The organism is Pseudomonas sp. Irchel 3F3, assembly GCF_900187545.1.
Lineage (GTDB): Bacteria > Pseudomonadota > Gammaproteobacteria > Pseudomonadales > Pseudomonadaceae > Aquipseudomonas > Aquipseudomonas fortuita.
The window spans coordinates 401,540-418,959 of the sequence record NZ_FYDS01000003.1; the positions used below are offsets into that span (position 1 = coordinate 401,540).

Annotated in this window: 10 protein-coding genes and 1 pseudogene; 7 read left to right on the forward strand and 4 right to left on the reverse strand. The window is 63.1% G+C overall.

What is annotated here, in order from left to right; translation table 11 throughout:
* Positions 1-14 precede the first annotated feature (14 nt).
* The 4 genes and pseudogenes from CKW35_RS08055 to CKW35_RS08070 all read left to right on the forward strand — a co-directional run bounded on the left by CKW35_RS08055 (position 15) and on the right by CKW35_RS08070 (position 4,509).
* A complete protein-coding gene (locus CKW35_RS08055) occupies positions 15-299 on the forward strand; it encodes a DUF2934 domain-containing protein (protein WP_016488160.1) in 285 nt (94 codons plus the stop codon).
* A 153-nt stretch (positions 300-452) separates the two neighbouring features.
* A complete protein-coding gene (glgX, locus tag CKW35_RS08060) occupies positions 453-2,606 on the forward strand; it encodes a glycogen debranching protein GlgX (RefSeq protein ID WP_016488161.1) in 2,154 nt (717 codons plus the stop codon).
* A 106-nt stretch (positions 2,607-2,712) separates the two neighbouring features.
* Positions 2,713-3,084 (forward strand): annotated as a pseudogene (locus tag CKW35_RS08065) (hypothetical protein); the annotation flags it as partial.
* A gap of 348 nt (positions 3,085-3,432) precedes the next feature.
* Positions 3,433-4,509 carry an autotransporter outer membrane beta-barrel domain-containing protein gene (locus CKW35_RS08070; protein ID WP_095115630.1) on the forward strand — a complete coding sequence of 359 codons (1,077 nt, stop codon included), beginning with the start codon at positions 3,433-3,435 and terminating at the stop codon, positions 4,507-4,509.
* 116 nt (positions 4,510-4,625) lie between these two features.
* On the opposite strand, the gene glgB is transcribed toward CKW35_RS08070, so the two are convergent.
* The 3 genes from glgB to CKW35_RS08085 all read right to left on the reverse strand — a co-directional run bounded on the left by glgB (position 4,626) and on the right by CKW35_RS08085 (position 12,326).
* Entirely contained in the window at positions 4,626-6,836 is a 2,211-nt protein-coding gene (gene glgB / locus CKW35_RS08075) for a 1,4-alpha-glucan branching protein GlgB (RefSeq protein WP_095115632.1), read from the reverse strand.
* Entirely contained in the window at positions 6,837-10,154 is a 3,318-nt protein-coding gene (gene treS, locus CKW35_RS08080; RefSeq protein ID WP_095115634.1) for a maltose alpha-D-glucosyltransferase, read from the reverse strand. It abuts the gene before it with no gap.
* Between the two features lie 153 nt (positions 10,155-10,307).
* Positions 10,308-12,326, reverse strand: coding sequence for an alpha-1,4-glucan--maltose-1-phosphate maltosyltransferase (locus CKW35_RS08085; RefSeq protein WP_095115636.1), 2,019 nt, complete (start codon positions 12,324-12,326; stop codon positions 10,308-10,310).
* A 140-nt stretch (positions 12,327-12,466) separates the two neighbouring features.
* On the opposite strand from CKW35_RS08085, the gene CKW35_RS28360 reads away from it, so the two are divergent.
* Complete coding sequence (locus CKW35_RS28360) at positions 12,467-12,628, forward strand: hypothetical protein (protein WP_016488167.1); 162 nt, start codon at positions 12,467-12,469, stop codon at positions 12,626-12,628.
* Positions 12,629-12,706: 78 nt separating this feature from the next.
* Here the strand turns inward: CKW35_RS28360 and CKW35_RS08090 are convergent, their stop codons facing one another.
* A complete protein-coding gene (locus CKW35_RS08090) occupies positions 12,707-14,389 on the reverse strand; it encodes an AMP-binding protein (protein ID WP_095115637.1) in 1,683 nt (560 codons plus the stop codon).
* Positions 14,390-14,627: 238 nt separating this feature from the next.
* Here CKW35_RS08090 and CKW35_RS08095 point away from each other — a divergent pair, with 238 nt between their 5' ends.
* Positions 14,628-15,791, forward strand: a complete 1,164-nt coding sequence (locus CKW35_RS08095; protein ID WP_095115639.1) for an isovaleryl-CoA dehydrogenase — start codon at positions 14,628-14,630, stop codon at positions 15,789-15,791.
* Between the two features lie 19 nt (positions 15,792-15,810).
* A complete protein-coding gene (locus CKW35_RS08100; RefSeq protein ID WP_016498805.1) occupies positions 15,811-17,418 on the forward strand; it encodes a carboxyl transferase domain-containing protein in 1,608 nt (535 codons plus the stop codon).
* The last annotated feature ends 2 nt before the right edge of the window (positions 17,419-17,420 follow it).

Consider the following 17,420-nt stretch of genomic DNA (forward strand, 5'->3'; position numbering starts at 1 on the left):
GCATCAGGAGCGTCATGATGAGTGTCGATGAAAAACGTATTCGCGAATTTGCCTATCAGATCTGGGAGTCTGAAGGTAAGCCTGTAGGGGAGGAAGAACGGCACTGGGATATGGCCCGCAAGCTGGCCGAGGCCGAGGCTTTGGCCCCCAAGGCGCAACCGCGCAAGCGCGCGCCGGCCAAGCCCAAGGCAGCCACTGAGCCGAAGGCCCCTGCCGAGCCCAAGGCGGCTGCGCTGCCAGGCGTCAAACCCGCTGCGGCGAAAAAGCCTCGGGCGGTGAAAAAGCCTACTGCCGGTTAAGCCTGTCCCGGCCTCTTCGCGGGTAAACCCGCTCCCACAGGTTCTGCACTGCGTTGAGCACCTGTAATGAACCTGTGGGAGAGGGTTTACCCGCGAAGAGGCCAATGCAGGACAGCACAATTCCCCTTCTATCACGGCCATTTGAGGATCGTCATGAGCCCCCGCACCCCTAAGAAAACCCGCTCGGTCGCACCATCGCGTATCCGCGAAGGCATGCCCTTCCCCCTCGGCGCCACCTGGGATGGCCTTGGGGTCAACTTCGCGCTCTTCTCGGCCAACGCAACCAAAGTCGAGCTGTGCCTGTTCGACTCCACCGGCGAGCAGGAGCTCGAGCGCATTGAGCTGCCCGAATACACCGATGAGATCTACCACGGCTACCTGCCCGACGCTCATCCTGGCCTGGTTTATGGCTACCGTGTATACGGTCCCTACGAGCCGGAAAACGGCCACCGTTTCAACCCCAACAAATTGCTGATCGACCCCTATGCCAAGCAACTGGTCGGCAGCCTGGAGTGGTCCGAGGCACTGTTCGGCTACACCATTGGCCACCCCGACGGCGACTTGTCGTTCGATGAGCGCGACAGTGCGCCCTTCGTGCCCAAGTGCAAGGTGATCGACCCGGCGTTCACCTGGGGCCGTGACCAGCGCGTGTCTGTTCCTTGGGAACGTACGATCATCTATGAAGCGCACACGCGCGGCATCAGCATGCGCCACCCGGCAGTACCGGAAGAACTGCGGGGCACCTTTGCCGGCCTTGCCAACGACGAGCTGCTCAAGCACATCAAAGACCTGGGCGTCTCCAGCATCGAGCTGTTACCCATTCACGCCTTCGTCAACGACCAGCACCTGCTGGACAAGGGGCTGAACAACTACTGGGGCTACAACAGCATCGCTTTTTTTGCGCCGCACCCGCGCTACCTGGCCAGCGGCAAGATTGCCGAGTTCAAGGAAATGGTCGCGCACCTGCACGACGCCGGGCTGGAGGTGATCCTCGACGTGGTCTACAACCACACCGCTGAAGGCAACGAACGCGGCCCGACCCTGTCCATGCGCGGCATCGACAACGCCTCGTACTACCGCCTGATGCCGGATGACAAACGCTACTACATCAACGATTCCGGCACCGGCAACACCCTGGACCTGAGCCACCCCTGCGTACTGCAGCTGGTCACCGACTCGCTGCGCTACTGGGCCGGCGAGATGCACGTGGACGGCTTCCGCTTCGACCTGGCGACCATCCTTGGCCGCTACCACGATGGCTACAGCGAGCGCCACGGCTTCCTCGTCGCCTGCCGCCAGGACCCGATGCTCAGCCAGGTCAAGCTGATTGCCGAACCCTGGGACTGCGGCCCCGGTGGCTATCAAGTGGGCAACTTCGCGCCGGGCTGGGCGGAGTGGAACGACCGCTTCCGCGATACCGCCCGCGCCTTCTGGAAAGGTGACGAGGGCCAGCTGGCCGACTTCGCCGCACGCTTGACCGCCTCGGGCGACATGTTCAACAACCGCGGGCGCAGGCCGTATTCCTCGGTCAACTTCATCACCGCCCATGATGGTTTCACCCTGCGCGACCTCGTGTCGTACAACCACAAGCACAACGAAGACAACGACGAGAACAACCAGGACGGTACTGACAACAACCTGTCATGGAACTGCGGTGCCGAAGGGCCAACCGACGATCCGGACATCAATGCGCTGCGCATGCGCCAGATGCGCAACTACTTCGCCACCCTGCTGTTGGCCCAAGGCACGCCGATGATCGTCGCCGGCGACGAGTTCAGCCGCACCCAGCATGGCAACAACAACGCCTACTGCCAGGACAGCGAAATCGGTTGGGTGAACTGGGACCTGGACCAGGAGGGCAAAGAGCTGCTGGCCTTCGTCAAACGCTTGACCCGCCTGCGCCTGGCCTACCCGGTGCTGCGCCGCTCACGCTTCCTGGTGGGTGATTACAATGAAGCAATCGGGGTCAAGGACGTGACCTGGCTGGCACCGGATGGCAACGAAATGAGCGTGGCGCAGTGGGAAGACCCGCACGGGCGCTGCCTGGGCATGCTGATCGACGGCCGCGCGCAGGTCAGCGGCATCGCCCGGCCAGGGTCCGAGGCCACAGTGCTATTGATCGTCAATGCCCACCATGACGTTGTGCCATTCAAGTTGCCAGCGGTACCCGAAGGCGATTACTGGAGCTGCCTGATCGATACCGACCGGCCGGAGTTGCGCAAGGGCCAACATCTGCAGTTCGACAGCACGTTCGAGGTCAAAGGGCGGTCGATGCTGCTGATGGTGTTGCAGCACGAGGAGGAGTGAACCCGGGGTGGTCCTACCGCCAGCAAGCCACCTCCCACACGTTCTGCACCGCCTGAAGGCCTGCACCAACCTGTGGGAGCTGGCTTGCCGGCGATAGAGCCGGTAGATGCAACACACAGGCACCTGCGATCGAGGAGGAATTGCGAACCCCGAAGCCGGCAGCACAGGTTTCGCCAGCGTCAACCAGGCCCCGGCCGTGAAGCGGCTGCGGGTACTGACGGTGAAAACCCACAAGGGCTTCACCGCCTTCAACCGGCGCTTCATTCTGCCGAAACTGCGCGAGGCGGTACGCAGCACCCAGGGCGACATCGTCTTCCTCCAGGAAGTAGTTGGTAGCCACGACCGCCACGCCGCGCGCTATCCCGGCTGGCCGCAGACCTCGCAGTACGAATTCCTTGCCGCCAACACGTGGAGCGACTTTGACTACGGCCGCAACGCGGTGTATCCCGACGGCCACCACGGCAATGCGCTGCTCACCTGCCATTGGCGGTGCAGGTCAGGCTCTAGCAATCATTCGTCATAGCCACGCAGGGGGAAATAGCGAACCCCGCTATACCCAGGTGATTGTCTCTGGAAATCAGGTGCTTAAGGTGAGTTACACAACCTGAACAGATCTTTCACGCTTTCTTGACGCAAGCGGCGTCCTCTCCTTAGCTGAACATTATCTAGCAGTAAAGATCTCGCGCCGGGCCTCTAGCTCGCGCCTTCGTGCGCGCTTCAGAAGGCTGGCGTGCTGGTTTGGGTCGCCCACTGTTTTTGCCGTACAGCTCGTGACAACAGGCCAGGTCCTTGGGCTGTAAAACCACAAAAACAAAGGAGATCCGCCATGAAAAGCACCTCGAACCCCGTGCGTTTCGACAGCATTTTCTACGCGGTTTCCACGTCGCTGCTTCTGGCAACCCCGGTGGAAACTTTCGCGTACGAACTGCAGGGTGACCCCATCTCGCCCGGTTTTCTGCAACAGCCAGCGATGCCGCAGCTGTCGCTAGACCCGGCCAGCGCCAGTGGTTTGAGTATCGGTACCCTGAATGCGTTTTCGCAAACGATGAGCGCGCGGCACGGGCAGGCGGCGCCGGACATGATCGCCAGCCAGTGGGCGCAGTTTTTCCCGACCAACGCCCGCATGAGTACACAACCCCCAGACCAGCTGGAGGCACCCAGCCAGCAACTGGTGATCGGCCCGGACCTGTTCGTGCGTGAAACTGCAGCGGGCAATGTGCACCGCGCAGGGGTTTTCGTAGGGCACAACAACCTGCAGAGCAGCTTCAACGGCATACGCCCACTGCTGGGCGACAAGCAGCGCAATGCGGTGAACCTGAGCGGGGAAAGCCTGGGCGTGTACTGGAGCATGACCCATGAACAGGGCTGGCACCTGGATGCCGTGGCCATGGGTTCGCGGATCGATGTGCTGGGCCGGGGCGAAAACGGCCAACGCCTTGACGAAAGCGGCCATGCGATGACCTTTTCGGTGGAAGGCGGCTACCCGATCCGCCTGAGTGGCAACTGGGTAATCGAACCCCAGGCACAGTTGATCAACCAGCAGTTCTTCCCCGGCAACCAGGTGCAGGAAGAAACCCTGCAAGCCTTCGACAGCCAGCCGAGCTGGAGCGGCCGGGTGGGTGCAAAATTGTCCGGGCGCTACGAAGTGCGCGGCATGCCCATCGAACCCTATGTGCGGACGAACGTGTGGTACGACTTCAGCAATGCCGATGAAGTGAAGCTGGACCAGGTCGACAAGATCTCCAGCTCGCGCTACTCGACCACGGTAGAGCTGGGCTTGGGGCTGGTGGCGCGTGTCACGCCTTCTGTGGCCCTGTTTGTCAGCGCCGATTACAGCAGTGATGTGGATGACAATGACCTGAACGGGCTGATTGGCAGCCTTGGGGTGCGGATGCGCTGGTAGCCAGGCCCGGCCCTTTCGCGGGCACGCCCGCTCCCACAGCGACAGCACAGGGACGAACATTGTGCAATCCCTGTGGGAGCGGGCATGCCCGCGAAGAGGCCAGTGCAGGCAAAACGTCAGGCCGGTTTCATTATCAACACGCCAAGCGGCGGCAAATTTAGGGCCAGCGACAACGGCTGCCCATGGCTGGCGACTGCCTCACTGGCCACTGCCCCCAAGTTGCCCACGTTGGACCCTGCATACAGCTCGGCATCGCTGTTCAGCAGCTCCTGCCAGCGCTCGCCAAACGGCACGCCAATGCGGTAGCCCTCACGCGGCACCGGGGTGAAGTTGGCCACCACCAGCACCGGCTCGCCACTGCTGCTCCAGCGCAGCCAGGCGTACACGCTGTTTTGCGCGTCGTCCCCGATCAGCCACTGGAAGCCCTGCGGCTGGCAATCCTGCTCGTGCAGCGCCGGCACCTCACGGTACAGGCGATTGAGGTCGCCCACCAGGCGTTGCACACCTTGGTGCTCGGGGTACTGCAACAGGTACCAGTCCAGTTCGCTGTCATGGTCCCACTCACGCCACTGGCCGAACTCGCAACCCATGAACAGCAACTTCTTGCCAGGGTGCGCCCACATGAAGGTGAGGTAGGCACGCAAGTTGGCAAATTTCTGCCAGCGGTCGCCGGGCATCTTGTCGATCAGCGAGTGCTTGCCATGCACCACTTCGTCATGGGAGATGGGCAGGATGAAATGCTCGGAATAGGCATAGATCAGCCCGAAACTCATCTCGTTGTGGTGGTGGGCGCGATGCACCGGGTCGTTCTGGATGTAATGCAGGGTGTCGTGCATCCAGCCCATGTTCCACTTGTAGGCAAAGCCCAGGCCGCCCTGCTGGGTCGGCTGACTGACGCCGGGCCAGGCGGTGGATTCTTCGGCAATGATCAGTGCACCAGGGGCCTCGACGGCAGCCACGCCGTTGAGGTGGCGAATGAAGTCGATAGCCTCCAGGTTCTCGCGCCCGCCGTAGCGGTTAGGCACCCATTCGCCAGCCTTGCGCGAGTAGTCGCGGTACAGCATCGAGGCCACCGCATCGACCCGCAGGCCGTCAATGTGGAAGTGCTTCAACCAGTGCAGCGCCGAGGCCATCATGAAGCCGCGCACTTCGTTGCGGCCCAGGTTGTAGATCAACGTGTTCCAGTCCTGGTGGTAGCCCTCCAGGGGGTTGTCGTATTCGTACAGCGCGGTGCCGTCGAAGCGGGCCAGGCCGTGTTCGTCGGTGGGGAAATGCGCCGGCACCCAGTCCAGGAGCACGCCTATGCCGCCTTGGTGGCAGGCATCGATGAACGCGGCAAAGTCCTCGGCACTGCCGTAGCGCGAGGTGGGCGCGAACATCGACAGTGGCTGATAGCCCCACGAGCCGCCAAACGGGTGCTCCATGATCGGTAGCAACTCGATATGGGTAAAGCCCAGCTCCTGCACGTAGGGCACCAGCCGCTCGGCCAGCTCGCGCCAGTTGTAGTAGCGCCCGACTTCGCCTGCCTCGTCCAGCTCGCAGCGCCATGACCCCGGGTGCAGTTCGTAAATCGACAGGGGGGCATTGTAACCATGGCGCTGGGCGCGTTGTGCCATCCAGTCGTGGTCCTGCCACGCATGGCTGAGCTCACCGGCCACCTTGGACGCGGTGCTGGGCGGCAATTCGGTAGCGCGGGCCAGCGGGTCTGCTTTGAGTGGCAGTATCCCGTCCTTGCCCAGCACCTCGAACTTGTAGGTTTCGCCCACGCCCAGGCGCGGCACGAACAGCTCCCACACCCCCGCGCCGTGGCGCAGGCGCATGGGGTGGCGGCGGCCGTCCCAGTTGTTGAAATCACCCACCACCGATACCCGCCGGGCATTCGGCGCCCACACCGAGAAACACACGCCATCGATGCCATCGACCTGGATCGGCTGGGCACCAAAGCGCCCGGACAAGTCGCGGTGGTTGCCCTCGGCGAACAGGTGCAAGTCCATGTCGCCCAATTGCGGGCCAAAGCTGTAAGGGTCTTCGGTGATTTGCTCGCCGCCGGCCCAGCCGATGTGCAGCAGATAGGCCTGCGCATCATCCAGGTGCGCCGTGAACAATCCCGGAACTGCACCTTGCACCATTTCAGCCAGCACGCGCCCATCATCGCGCGCCAGCACCCGTGCATTCAGGGCATTTGGCAGGAAGGCGCGGATAAACACACCGCCCTTGCCATCGCCATGGGGGCCGAGTACTGCAAAAGGATCGGCGTGTTCGGCGCGGGCCAGGGCATCCAGGTCCCGTTGCCGAAGGCCGCCGTTTTCACGCGTGGTTGCATTCATCTATGACTCTCCCCAGGTACTGATCAGTCCATGCAGGCCATGCAAAGGCACGGCCAGCCAGGTCGGACGGTTTTCGGCTTCATATGTGATCTCGTAGGCGGCCTTTTCCAGGCAGAACAATTCCAGTGCCGCGCGCTCGCCGTCGGCCATTTTCCAGGCATGGGGCATGGCGGCGGTGGCCAGGCCGTAGGCTTCGACGAAGGCGTGGCGCGACTGGTGCAGGTACTGCCGGGCGACCCGCTGACGCGCCTGCTGCGCTGGGCCGGAAAGGTCGACCGCAGACGCGCTGCGCAGGATCATCGCAGCAGCATAGTCGAAGGAACGCAACACGCCGCTGACATCCTTGTACGGGCTGTGTTTTGCCCGGCGCTCTTGCAGTGGACGTGACGGTTCACCCTCGAAATCGATGAGGTAGGCGTCACCCTGCACCACCAGCACCTGGCCCAGGTGCAGGTCGCCGTGCACCCGCATCAGCAGGCCGCCCTCAGCCTGGTCCGCCAGGCTAGCGATGTGCTGGGCCAGGCCATCGCGCTGTTGCTGCAGGTCGTCGATCAGGGCCTGGCTGTCGCTGTCGAGAGCGTCACGGTGCTGGGCCAACAGGTCGAGGGCGTGGGTCAGTTCGGCGCTGATCTGCGCACCCCAGCGCTGGCTGTCGTCAGCATCGCTGGGGCGTGGGCGAAAGGCCTCATCGTCGGTCGGCGCGGCCAGCAACAGGTGCATCTCGCCCAGGCGTTGGCCGAACAAGGCGGCAAAGCCGGTGAGTTCCTCCAACGCATCGGTGTGTACCTCGGCATCGCCGCCAGCCGGCGCCATCTGGTCGCGGATGGCCCGCTCCAGGGTGTTCTGGGTCCAGGCCCAGGCATCGCCCTGGTTGCTCAGGTAGCCCTGGGCGATCATCAGCAGGTGGGGGGCATTCTGCTCGTCCACCCGGCTGACCCAGGCAAGCAATGGCGAGATATTGGCAAAGCCGGCGGCGGTCAGGTAGGCACTCATTTCCAGTTCTGGGTGAATGCCCGGGTTGACCCGGCGGATCAGCTTGAGCACCACGCTGTCACCGATCACCACCGAGCTGTTGGACTGCTCGGCGCTGAGGTAGCGCACTGCACTTTCATCGTTCAACCCAAGGGCCGCCAGCAGGTCGGTGCACTCGAAACGCAGTTCGCCCGCGCCGCTGCCACAGGGCAGGCGCAGGCCATTCTGGCAGGCGTGCAGCACCGCGCGGATAAACGGTTCGAGCACGAAGGCATCGGTAATCAGGCCAACCTGATGGGCACGGCGCACCCGCGACAAGGCCAGCTGCTGCGGCAGCGCTGTGTTGATCTGGTCTTCGGGCAGCAGGCCAAACGGCAGCTGGTAGTGGTTGGCCGTCCCCCCGCCAAGCACTTCGATTTCGCTGAGCAGTACGGGCGTGGTGGCGGTAGCGAAGCGCACGCCGTAGCACAGGCGCACCTGGTCGATGGGCCCTTCCTTGCCGGCGAACCAGCGCCGCTTGGGCAGGTATTGCGGCAGGATGGTGGTTTGCAGGGTTTCGCGGGCGGGTGCTTCCAGCAGTTCTTCCATGCGCTTGCGCAATACCAGTGTAGTCAATTCGGGTAACCCCTCGGTGGCCTGGATGTGCCAACTGGGCATGCGGTCGTGGGAGGCCAGCAGGAACCAGTAAAAGGCATAGGGTGGCAGCGTCAACAGGAACGGCAGTTGCCCAATGGGCGGGAAGGCGCTGCCGCCGAGCATCTCCACCGGTACTTTGTCGGCGTATTGTGACAATTCCAGTTCGGCAGCCTGGGCGGCGCGGGACACGTTGGCCACGCACAGGATGACCTCGGTGTTGCCATCGGCATCGGTGTACTCGCGGATGTACGCAAGAATGCGCCGATTGCTGGGGGTAAGGGTTCGCAGGCTGCCGCGGCCAAAGGCCTTCTGCTGCTTGCGCACGGCCAGCATGCGCCGGGTCCAGTTCAGCAGCGAGTGCGGGTCATGGCTCTGGGCCTCGACGTTTACCGTCTGGTAGCCGTACAGCGGGTCCATGATCGGCGGCAGCACCAGGCGCTGCGGGTCGGCGCGGGAGAAACCACCGTTGCGGTCGGGCGACCACTGCATGGGCGTACGCACGCCGTCGCGGTCACCGAGGTAGATGTTGTCGCCCATGCCCAGCTCGTCACCGTAGTACAGGGTTGGCGTGCCCGGCATCGACAGCAACAGGCTGGTGAGCAGCTCTATACGCCGACGGTCACGCTGCAGCAGCGGCGCCAGGCGCCGCCGAATGCCCAGGTTGATGCGCGCGCGGCGGTCTTCGGCGTAGTAGTTCCACAGGTAGTCGCGCTCTCGGTCGGTGACCATTTCCAGGGTCAGCTCATCGTGGTTGCGCAGAAAAATTGCCCATTGGCAGTTGGCCGGGATCTCCGGCGTCTGGCGCAGGATGTCGGTGATCGGGAAACGGTCTTCCATGGCCAGGGCCATGTACATGCGCGGCATCAGCGGAAAATGGAAGGCCATGTGGCACTCGTCGCCATCACCTTCGCCAAAGTAAGGCCGGGTATCTTCCGGCCACTGGTTGGCCTCGGCAAGCAACATGCGGTCGGGGTAATTGGCGTCGATTTCAGCGCGGATTGCCTTGAGCACAGCGTGGGTTTCGGCGAGGTTCTCGTTGTTGGTGCCGTCGCGTTCGATCAGGTAAGGGATGGCATCCAGGCGCAAGCCATCGACACCCAGGTCCAGCCAGAAGCGCATCACCCCGATCACCGCCTTGAGCACCAGCGGGTTGTCGAAGTTGAGGTCTGGCTGGTGCGAGTAGAAGCGGTGCCAGAAATACTGGCCGGCGACCGGATCCCAGGTCCAGTTGGACTTTTCGGTGTCGAGGAAGATGATCCGCGTGCCGTCGTATTTCTGGTCGTCGTCCGACCACACGTAGAAGTCGCGCGTCTTGCTACCGCGCTTGGCGTGGCGGGCACGCTGGAACCAGGGGTGCTGATCGCTGGTGTGGTTGATCACCAGTTCGGTAATTACCCGCAAGCCGCGCTTGTGTGCCTCGCTGATAAAGCGCCGGGCATCGGCCATGCTGCCGTAGTCGGGGTGCACGGCCTTGTATCCGGCGATGTCATAGCCGTCGTCACGCCGCGGCGAAGGGTAGAACGGCAGCAGCCACAGGGTATTGACGCCCAGCTCGGCGATGTAGTCCAGCTTGCTGATCAGGCCTGCAAAATCGCCGATGCCGTCGTTGTTCGAGTCGAAGAACGACTTGATGTGCAACTGGTAGATGACGGCGTCCTTGTACCACAGCGGGTCATCGATGAAGGCTGCCGGGCGTGAACGCTTGGCCATGGGTGACTCCTTTCAATTGCATGCACAGACATCCGAGCTTGCTCGATCCCTGTGGCGGGTTTACCCGCGAAGATGACGCCGCGGTGCATGGCACCGGCTTCGCCGGTGCTCGCGGCTAAACCCGCTCCTACAGGGGGCACAGTTTGAGCGTTGTTAACGGGCTTTTTCGATGCGCCAGATCCCGAATGGCTGGTGCCAGGGTTCGATGCGCATGAACTGGGTCTTGCCATGCCAGGTCCAGCGGTGGCCGTTCATCAGGTCTTCGCCCTGGGTGTCGGCGTCGTCATCCAGGCCTAGCTCCCAAAGCGGCAGCTCGAAATGCGCCTCTTGGGCGTTGTGCGGGTCGAGACAGATAGCCACCAGGATGTAGTTGTCGCGCTCAGGCGTACGCTTGGCGAAATACAGGATGTTGTCGTTCCAGCAGTTGAAAAACGCCACGCCCAGGTGCGTTTGCAAGGCGCGGTTCTGCCGGCGAATACGGTTGAGCTGGGCGATCTCGGCAATGATGTTGCCAGGCTGGGTGAAATCGCGCGGGCGGATCTGGTATTTCTCCGAATCCAGGTACTCCTCCTTGCCCGGCAAAGGCGCGCTTTCGCACAGTTCGAAGCCTGAGTACATGCCCCACAGGCCCGAGCCCATGGTTGCCAGCGCGGCGCGGATAAGGAAGCCGGCGCGACCAGAAGTGTGCAGGAAGAACGGGTTGATATCCGGCGTATTGACGAAAAAGTTCGGCCGGTAGCACTGGCTCCATGGCGGCTGGTTTAGCTGCTCGAAATACTCGCGCAGTTCCTGCTTGTGGTTGCGCCAAGTGAAGTAGGTATAGCTTTGCGCGTAGCCAACCTTGCCCAGGCGCGCCATCATCGCCGGCCGGGTGAACGCTTCGGCAAGGAAGATGACGTCGGGGTGCTGGCTGCGCACATTGGCAATCAGCCATTGCCAGAATGGCAGTGGTTTAGTGTGCGGGTTGTCGACGCGGAAGGTTTTCACGCCCTCCTCTACCCAGCCGACCACCACGTCGCGCAGCGCCAGCCACAGCGAAGGGACGGCGTCCGGGGCGTAGAAATCGACGTTGACGATGTCCTGGTACTTTTTCGGCGGGTTCTCGGCGTAGCGAATGGTGCCGTCGGGGCGCCAGCTGAACCAGCCGGGGTGCTCTTTGAGCCATGGGTGGTCCTGCGAGCACTGAATGGCGAAATCCAGCGCGATTTCCAGGCCATGCTCGGCAGCGGCAGCCACCAGTCGACGGAAGTCTTCGCGGGTGCCCAGTTGCGGATGGATGGCGTCATGGCCGCCTTCGGCACTGCCAATCGCATACGGGCTGCCTGGGTCGCCGGGCTCGGCCTTGAGGGCGTTGTTGCGGCCCTTGCGGTGCTGCATGCCGATGGGGTGGATGGGCGGGAAGTACAGCACGTCGAAGCCCATGTCACGGATCATTGGCAGGCGTTGGTGCACGTCGTTGAAGGTGCCGTGGCGCTGTGGGTCGTCAGTGATCGAGCGGGGGAACAGCTCGTACCAACTGGCGAACTGCGCAGCCGGGCGGTCGACATCAATGGGGAATTCACAGCTGCGGGCCAGGTAGCTGCGGTGCCCGGCTTCGCTCATCAGGTGTGCAACATCAGGGGCCAGGAACAGCGCCACCTGCCCGTCGCTATCCAGCTCCGCGAGGCGCTGCTGCACCGCTTCGAGCTCCTCACGCACGGCGCCGCTGCACAGTTCGATGCCTTTGCCCAGCATCAAGCGGCCCTCTTCCAGTTCGAGCTGTACCTCGACGCCGGCGTTGTACTTTTTCTCCAGATCGTGGCTATAAGTGGCGAACGGGTCGACCCAGGCCTCGATGCTGAACAGGTGTGGGCCAAGCTCGGTGGGGGTGAATTCTGCCAGCCACAGGTCGTTGCCCGGCGAGTGCATGGGCACGCAATGCCCGCGGCGGCTGTTGGCCTGACGCCAGTTGAGCATCACGGCCAGGCGGTCGTGGCCGTCGCTGTACACCTTGGTGCTGACCGCCACAGGCTGGCCGCTGATGGCCTTGGCGGCAAAGGTGCCGGCGTCGAGCACCGGTTGGGTGTCTTCGATCACGACACGCGGCGCCAACAGCGCCTGGGACAGGCTGATGGCCTGTTCGGGGTGATCGTTCGCCATGGGCACGCTTTCAAAGGGCTCGTTACGTGACATCGACCTTGCTCCCTCAGGCTGGTGGCGGTAAGGGTTCAGAGCCGGGCACAGGCGTGGGGTTCAAAAAAATTGAGCGAACGGCAGCTGCCAGCGGTCAGAGCCTGCAGCACCTCTTCATTCCACCCACGCGAGGTCAGGCCATGAACATTCCCATTCCACCGGAAACCCCCGATCCCAACATCGACGACCCCAGCTTGCCACCGCCCGTGCCGGAAAAAGAGCCGGACGAGCTGCCGATCAAGCCAACCATGCCGCCGACGGTGGGTGACCCGCCGAGCCAGGAGCCACCGGTGAAGGCTTAAGGATAGACAAGGTTTTTATGCAGCATTGGCTGGTCTGTGGGCGGGTAAATCTGCCGAGAGGCCAGCCAAGCCAACGCATCAACCTGCAGATAGCGCCGAGATCTCCGCCACGCTGATCTCCCGCATGCGGAATTTTTGCACCTTGCCCGTCACCGTCATCGGGTATTCGTCAACAAAGCGGATATGCCGCGGCACTTTGAAATGTGCGATGCGTCCCTTGCACCAACCCTGCAGTTCCTCGACCGTGGCATGGTGCCCGGGATGCAGCTTGATCCAGGCCACAATCTCCTCGCCATAGCGGCTGCACGGAATGCCGATCACCTGCGCATCAGCCACTGCCGGGTGGGTGTAGAAGAACTCCTCCAGCTCACGCGGGTAAATATTCTCGCCGCCGCGAATGATCATGTCCTTGTTGCGCCCGACGATACGCACGTAACCGTGCTCATCCATCACCGCCAGGTCGCCCGAGTGCATCCACCCGGCCGGGTCGATGGCGTCCGCCGTGGCTTGGGGGTTGTCCCAGTAACCAAGCATCACACTGTAGCCGCGGGTGCACAACTCGCCGATCTCACCGCGCGCGACGATGCAGCCATCGGCGGCTACCAGCTTGTTTTCCAGCTGCGGCTGGGTACGGCCGACGGTGGTCACGCGCAGCTCCAGGTCATCGTCCGGGCCGGTCTGCAGCGACACCGGGCTGGTTTCGGTCATGCCGTAGGCGATCTGCACTTCAGCCATGTGCATCTGGTCGATGACCCTACGCATCACCTCGATCGGGCAGGTGGCACCGGCCATGATGCCGCTGCGCAGGCTTGACAGGTCCATCTGCGCACGCGAGGGGTGATCGAGCATCGCGATGAACATGGTCGGCACGCCGTACAGGATGCTGGCACGCTCCTCGGCCACGGCGCGCAGGGTGAGCTCGGCGTCGAAGGCGTCGTTCGGGTAGATCATGGTGCTGCCGTGGGTGATGCAGCCGAGGTTGGCCATGACCATGCCGAAGCAGTGGTAAAGCGGCACCGGGATTACCATGCGATCGCAGGCCGTCAGGCCCAGGCTCTCGCCGACCATGAAGCCGTTGTTGAGGATGTTGTAGTGGCTGAGCGTGGCGCCCTTGGGCGCACCGGTGGTGCCGGAGGTGTACTGGATATTCACCGGCTGGTCGAATTGCAGGCTTTGCTGGCGGGCAGTACAGGCATCGGTCGATGTCTGCCCTGCCCGCTCGGCCAATGCGTGCCAAGGCAGGAAGCCGGCAGGCGGGTTGGCGGCCAGGCTGATCACGCCGCGCAACTCAGGCAGGCGCGGACTGGCCAGTTCACCGGGCGTGGTACTGGCCAATTCTGGCACCAGCTCCTGGACCATGGCGTGATAATCAGACGCCTTGAAGGCATCGGCGCACACCAGCCAGCGGCAGCCGGACTGACGCAACACATAGTCCAGTTCGCCCGCGCGATAGGCCGGGTTGATATTGACCAGGATGGCGCCGACCTTGGCACTGGCCAACTGCAGAATGCACCACTGGGCGCAGTTGGGCGACCAGATGCCGACACGGTCGCCGGTGTTCACGTCCAGGGCCATCAGCGCACGGGCATGCACTTCGACCTGTTCGGCCAACTGCCGCCAGCTGTAGCGCAAGCCCTGGTGGCGCGACACCAGCGCCTCGCCATCGGCACAGCGAGCCACCGTGGCATCGAAGGCCTGGCCGATGGTCTGGGTCAGCAAGGGTTGGTCCTGGCGACCGCGGGTATAGCTCGGTTGACTCATGGGTGTCCCTTCTTGTGGTTGTTCTGGGCACGACTGAAGCAAGCGGGAATACTCTGGCGCAGATTTACGTTTACGTAAAGGTGATGAGTAGATTGACAGTCACACCAGGCAGGTTTACGTTAACGTAAAGGTGATGAACGACATCTGACCTATGGCTTGACGTCGACCCTTGTGGGAGCGGGCGGTGAGTCCATAAGCGCGATGTAACCCAATTTCAAGAACAAGAAGGTGTCCCAGCATGCATTACCCCTCCCTGAACTTCGCCCTGGGCGAAACCATCGACATGCTCCGCGACCAGGTGCGCACCTTCGTCGCCGCCGAACTGGCCCCACGCGCTGCGCAAATCGACCATGACAACCTGTTCCCCGCCGATATGTGGCGCAAGTTTGGCGACATGGGCCTGCTGGGCATCACGGTGTCGGAAGAGTACGGCGGCGCCGGCCTGGGCTACCTGGCCCATGTAGTGTCGATGGAAGAAATCAGCCGTGCCTCGGCCTCGGTGGCACTGTCGTACGGCGCCCACTCCAACCTGTGCGTCAACCAGATCAACCGCAACGGCACCCATGAGCAGAAGCTCAAGTACCTGCCCAAGCTGATCAGCGGCGAGCACATCGGTGCGCTGGCCATGAGCGAGCCGAACGCCGGCTCCGACGTGGTCTCGATGAAGCTGCGCGCCGAAAAGCGCGGCGATCACTACGTGCTCAACGGCAGCAAGACCTGGATCACCAACGGCCCCGACGCCAACACCTACGTGATCTACGCCAAGACCGACCTGGACAAGGGCGCCCACGGCATTACCGCGTTCATCGTCGAACGGGACTGGAAAGGTTTCAGCCGCAGCAACAAATTCGACAAGCTGGGCATGCGCGGGTCCAACACCTGCGAACTGTTCTTCGATGACGTGCACGTGCCGGCAGAAAACATCCTTGGCCAGCTCAACGGCGGCGTGCGCGTGCTGATGAGCGGCCTGGATTACGAGCGCGTCGTGCTGTCCGGTGGCCCGACCGGCATCATGCAAAGCTGCATGGACCTGGTGGTGCCCTACATTCACGACCGCAAGCAGTTCGGCCAGAGCATCGGCGAATTCCAGCTGATCCAGGGCAAGATCGCTGACATGTACACCCAACTGAACGCCAGCCGCGCCTACCTGTATGCCGTTGCGCAAGCCTGCGACCGTGGCGAAACCACCCGCAAGGACGCCGCCGGGGTCATCTTGTACACCGCCGAACGCGCCACGCAGATGGCCCTGGAGGCGATCCAGATTCTCGGTGGCAACGGCTATATCAATGAATTCCCGGCGGGCCGCCTGCTGCGCGATGCCAAGCTGTACGAAATCGGTGCCGGCACCAGCGAAATCCGCCGGATGCTGATTGGCCGCGAGCTGTTCAACGAAACCCGCTGAGCATAAAGGACGGGCGCACATGGCTACCTTGCACACCCAGATCAACCCGCGTTCGGCGGAATTCGCCGGCAACAGCGCGGCCATGCTCGAACAGGTTCAGGCCCTGCGTGGCCTGCTCGCCCAGGTGGCCCAGGGCGGCGGGCCCAAAGCCCAGGAGCGGCACACCTCACGGGGCAAGCTGCTGCCGCGCGAGCGCATCGACCGGCTGCTGGACCCGGGCTCGCCATTCCTCGAAATCGGCCAACTGGCTGCCCATGAGGTATACGGCGAAGACGTGCCCGCCGCTGGCGTGATCGCTGGCATCGGCCGCGTCGAAGGCGTGGAATGCATGATCGTGGCCAACGACGCCACGGTCAAAGGCGGTTCGTACTACCCACTGACGGTCAAGAAGCACCTGCGTGCGCAAACCATCGCCCAGCAGAACCGCCTGCCGTGCATCTACCTGGTGGATTCGGGCGGCGCCAACCTGCCGCGCCAGGACGAAGTGTTCCCCGACCGCGAGCATTTCGGGCGGATCTTCTTCAACCAGGCCAACATGAGCGCCCAGGGCATCCCCCAGATCGCCGTGGTGATGGGCTCGTGCACAGCTGGCGGCGCCTACGTACCGGCCATGGCCGACGAAGCGATCATGGTACGCCAGCAGGCAACCATCTTCCTCGCCGGCCCGCCGCTGGTAAAAGCCGCCACTGGTGAAGTGGTGAGCGCCGAAGACCTGGGTGGCGCCGATGTACATTGCCGCACCAGCGGCGTGGCCGACCACTATGCGGATAACGACGAGCACGCCCTGGCCATCGCCCGGCGCAGTGTGGCCAACCTCAACTGGCACAAGCTGGGCAAGCTGCAGCGCCTGGCACCGGTGGCGCCGCTGTACGCCGCCGACGAGCTGTATGGGGTGGTACCGGCGGATGCCAAGCAACCGTTCGACGTGCGCGAGGTGATCGCGCGGCTGGTCGATGGCTCGGTATTCGATGAGTTCAAGGCACTGTTCGGCACCACCCTGGTGTGCGGCTTCGCCCACCTGCACGGCTACCCGGTGGCGATCCTGGCCAACAACGGCATCCTCTTTGCCGAAGCCGCGCAAAAAGGCGCGCACTTCATCGAGCTGGCCTGCCAGCGTGGTATTCCGCTGCTGTTCCTGCAGAACATCACCGGCTTCATGGTAGGCAAGAAGTACGAAGAAGGCGGCATCGCCAAGCACGGCGCCAAGCTGGTCACCGCCGTGGCCTGCGCCCAGGTGCCAAAGTTCACGGTGATCATCGGTGGCAGCTTTGGCGCCGGTAACTACGGCATGTGCGGCCGCGCCTATGACCCGCGCTTTTTGTGGATGTGGCCCAACGCGCGCATTGGCGTGATGGGCGCCGAACAGGCCGCTGGCGTGCTGGCGCAGGTCAAGCGCGAGCAAAGCGAGCGCAGCGGCCAGCCCTTCAGTGCCGAAGACGAAGCCAGGCTCAAGCAACCGATCCTCGACCAGTACGAGCACCAGGGCCACCCCTACTACTCCAGCGCCCGCCTGTGGGACGACGGCGTTATCGACCCGGCACAAACGCGCGATGTGCTCGGCCTGGCATTGTCTGCCGCACTGAACGCTCCGATCGAACAGAGCCGCTTCGGCATTTTCCGGATGTGACC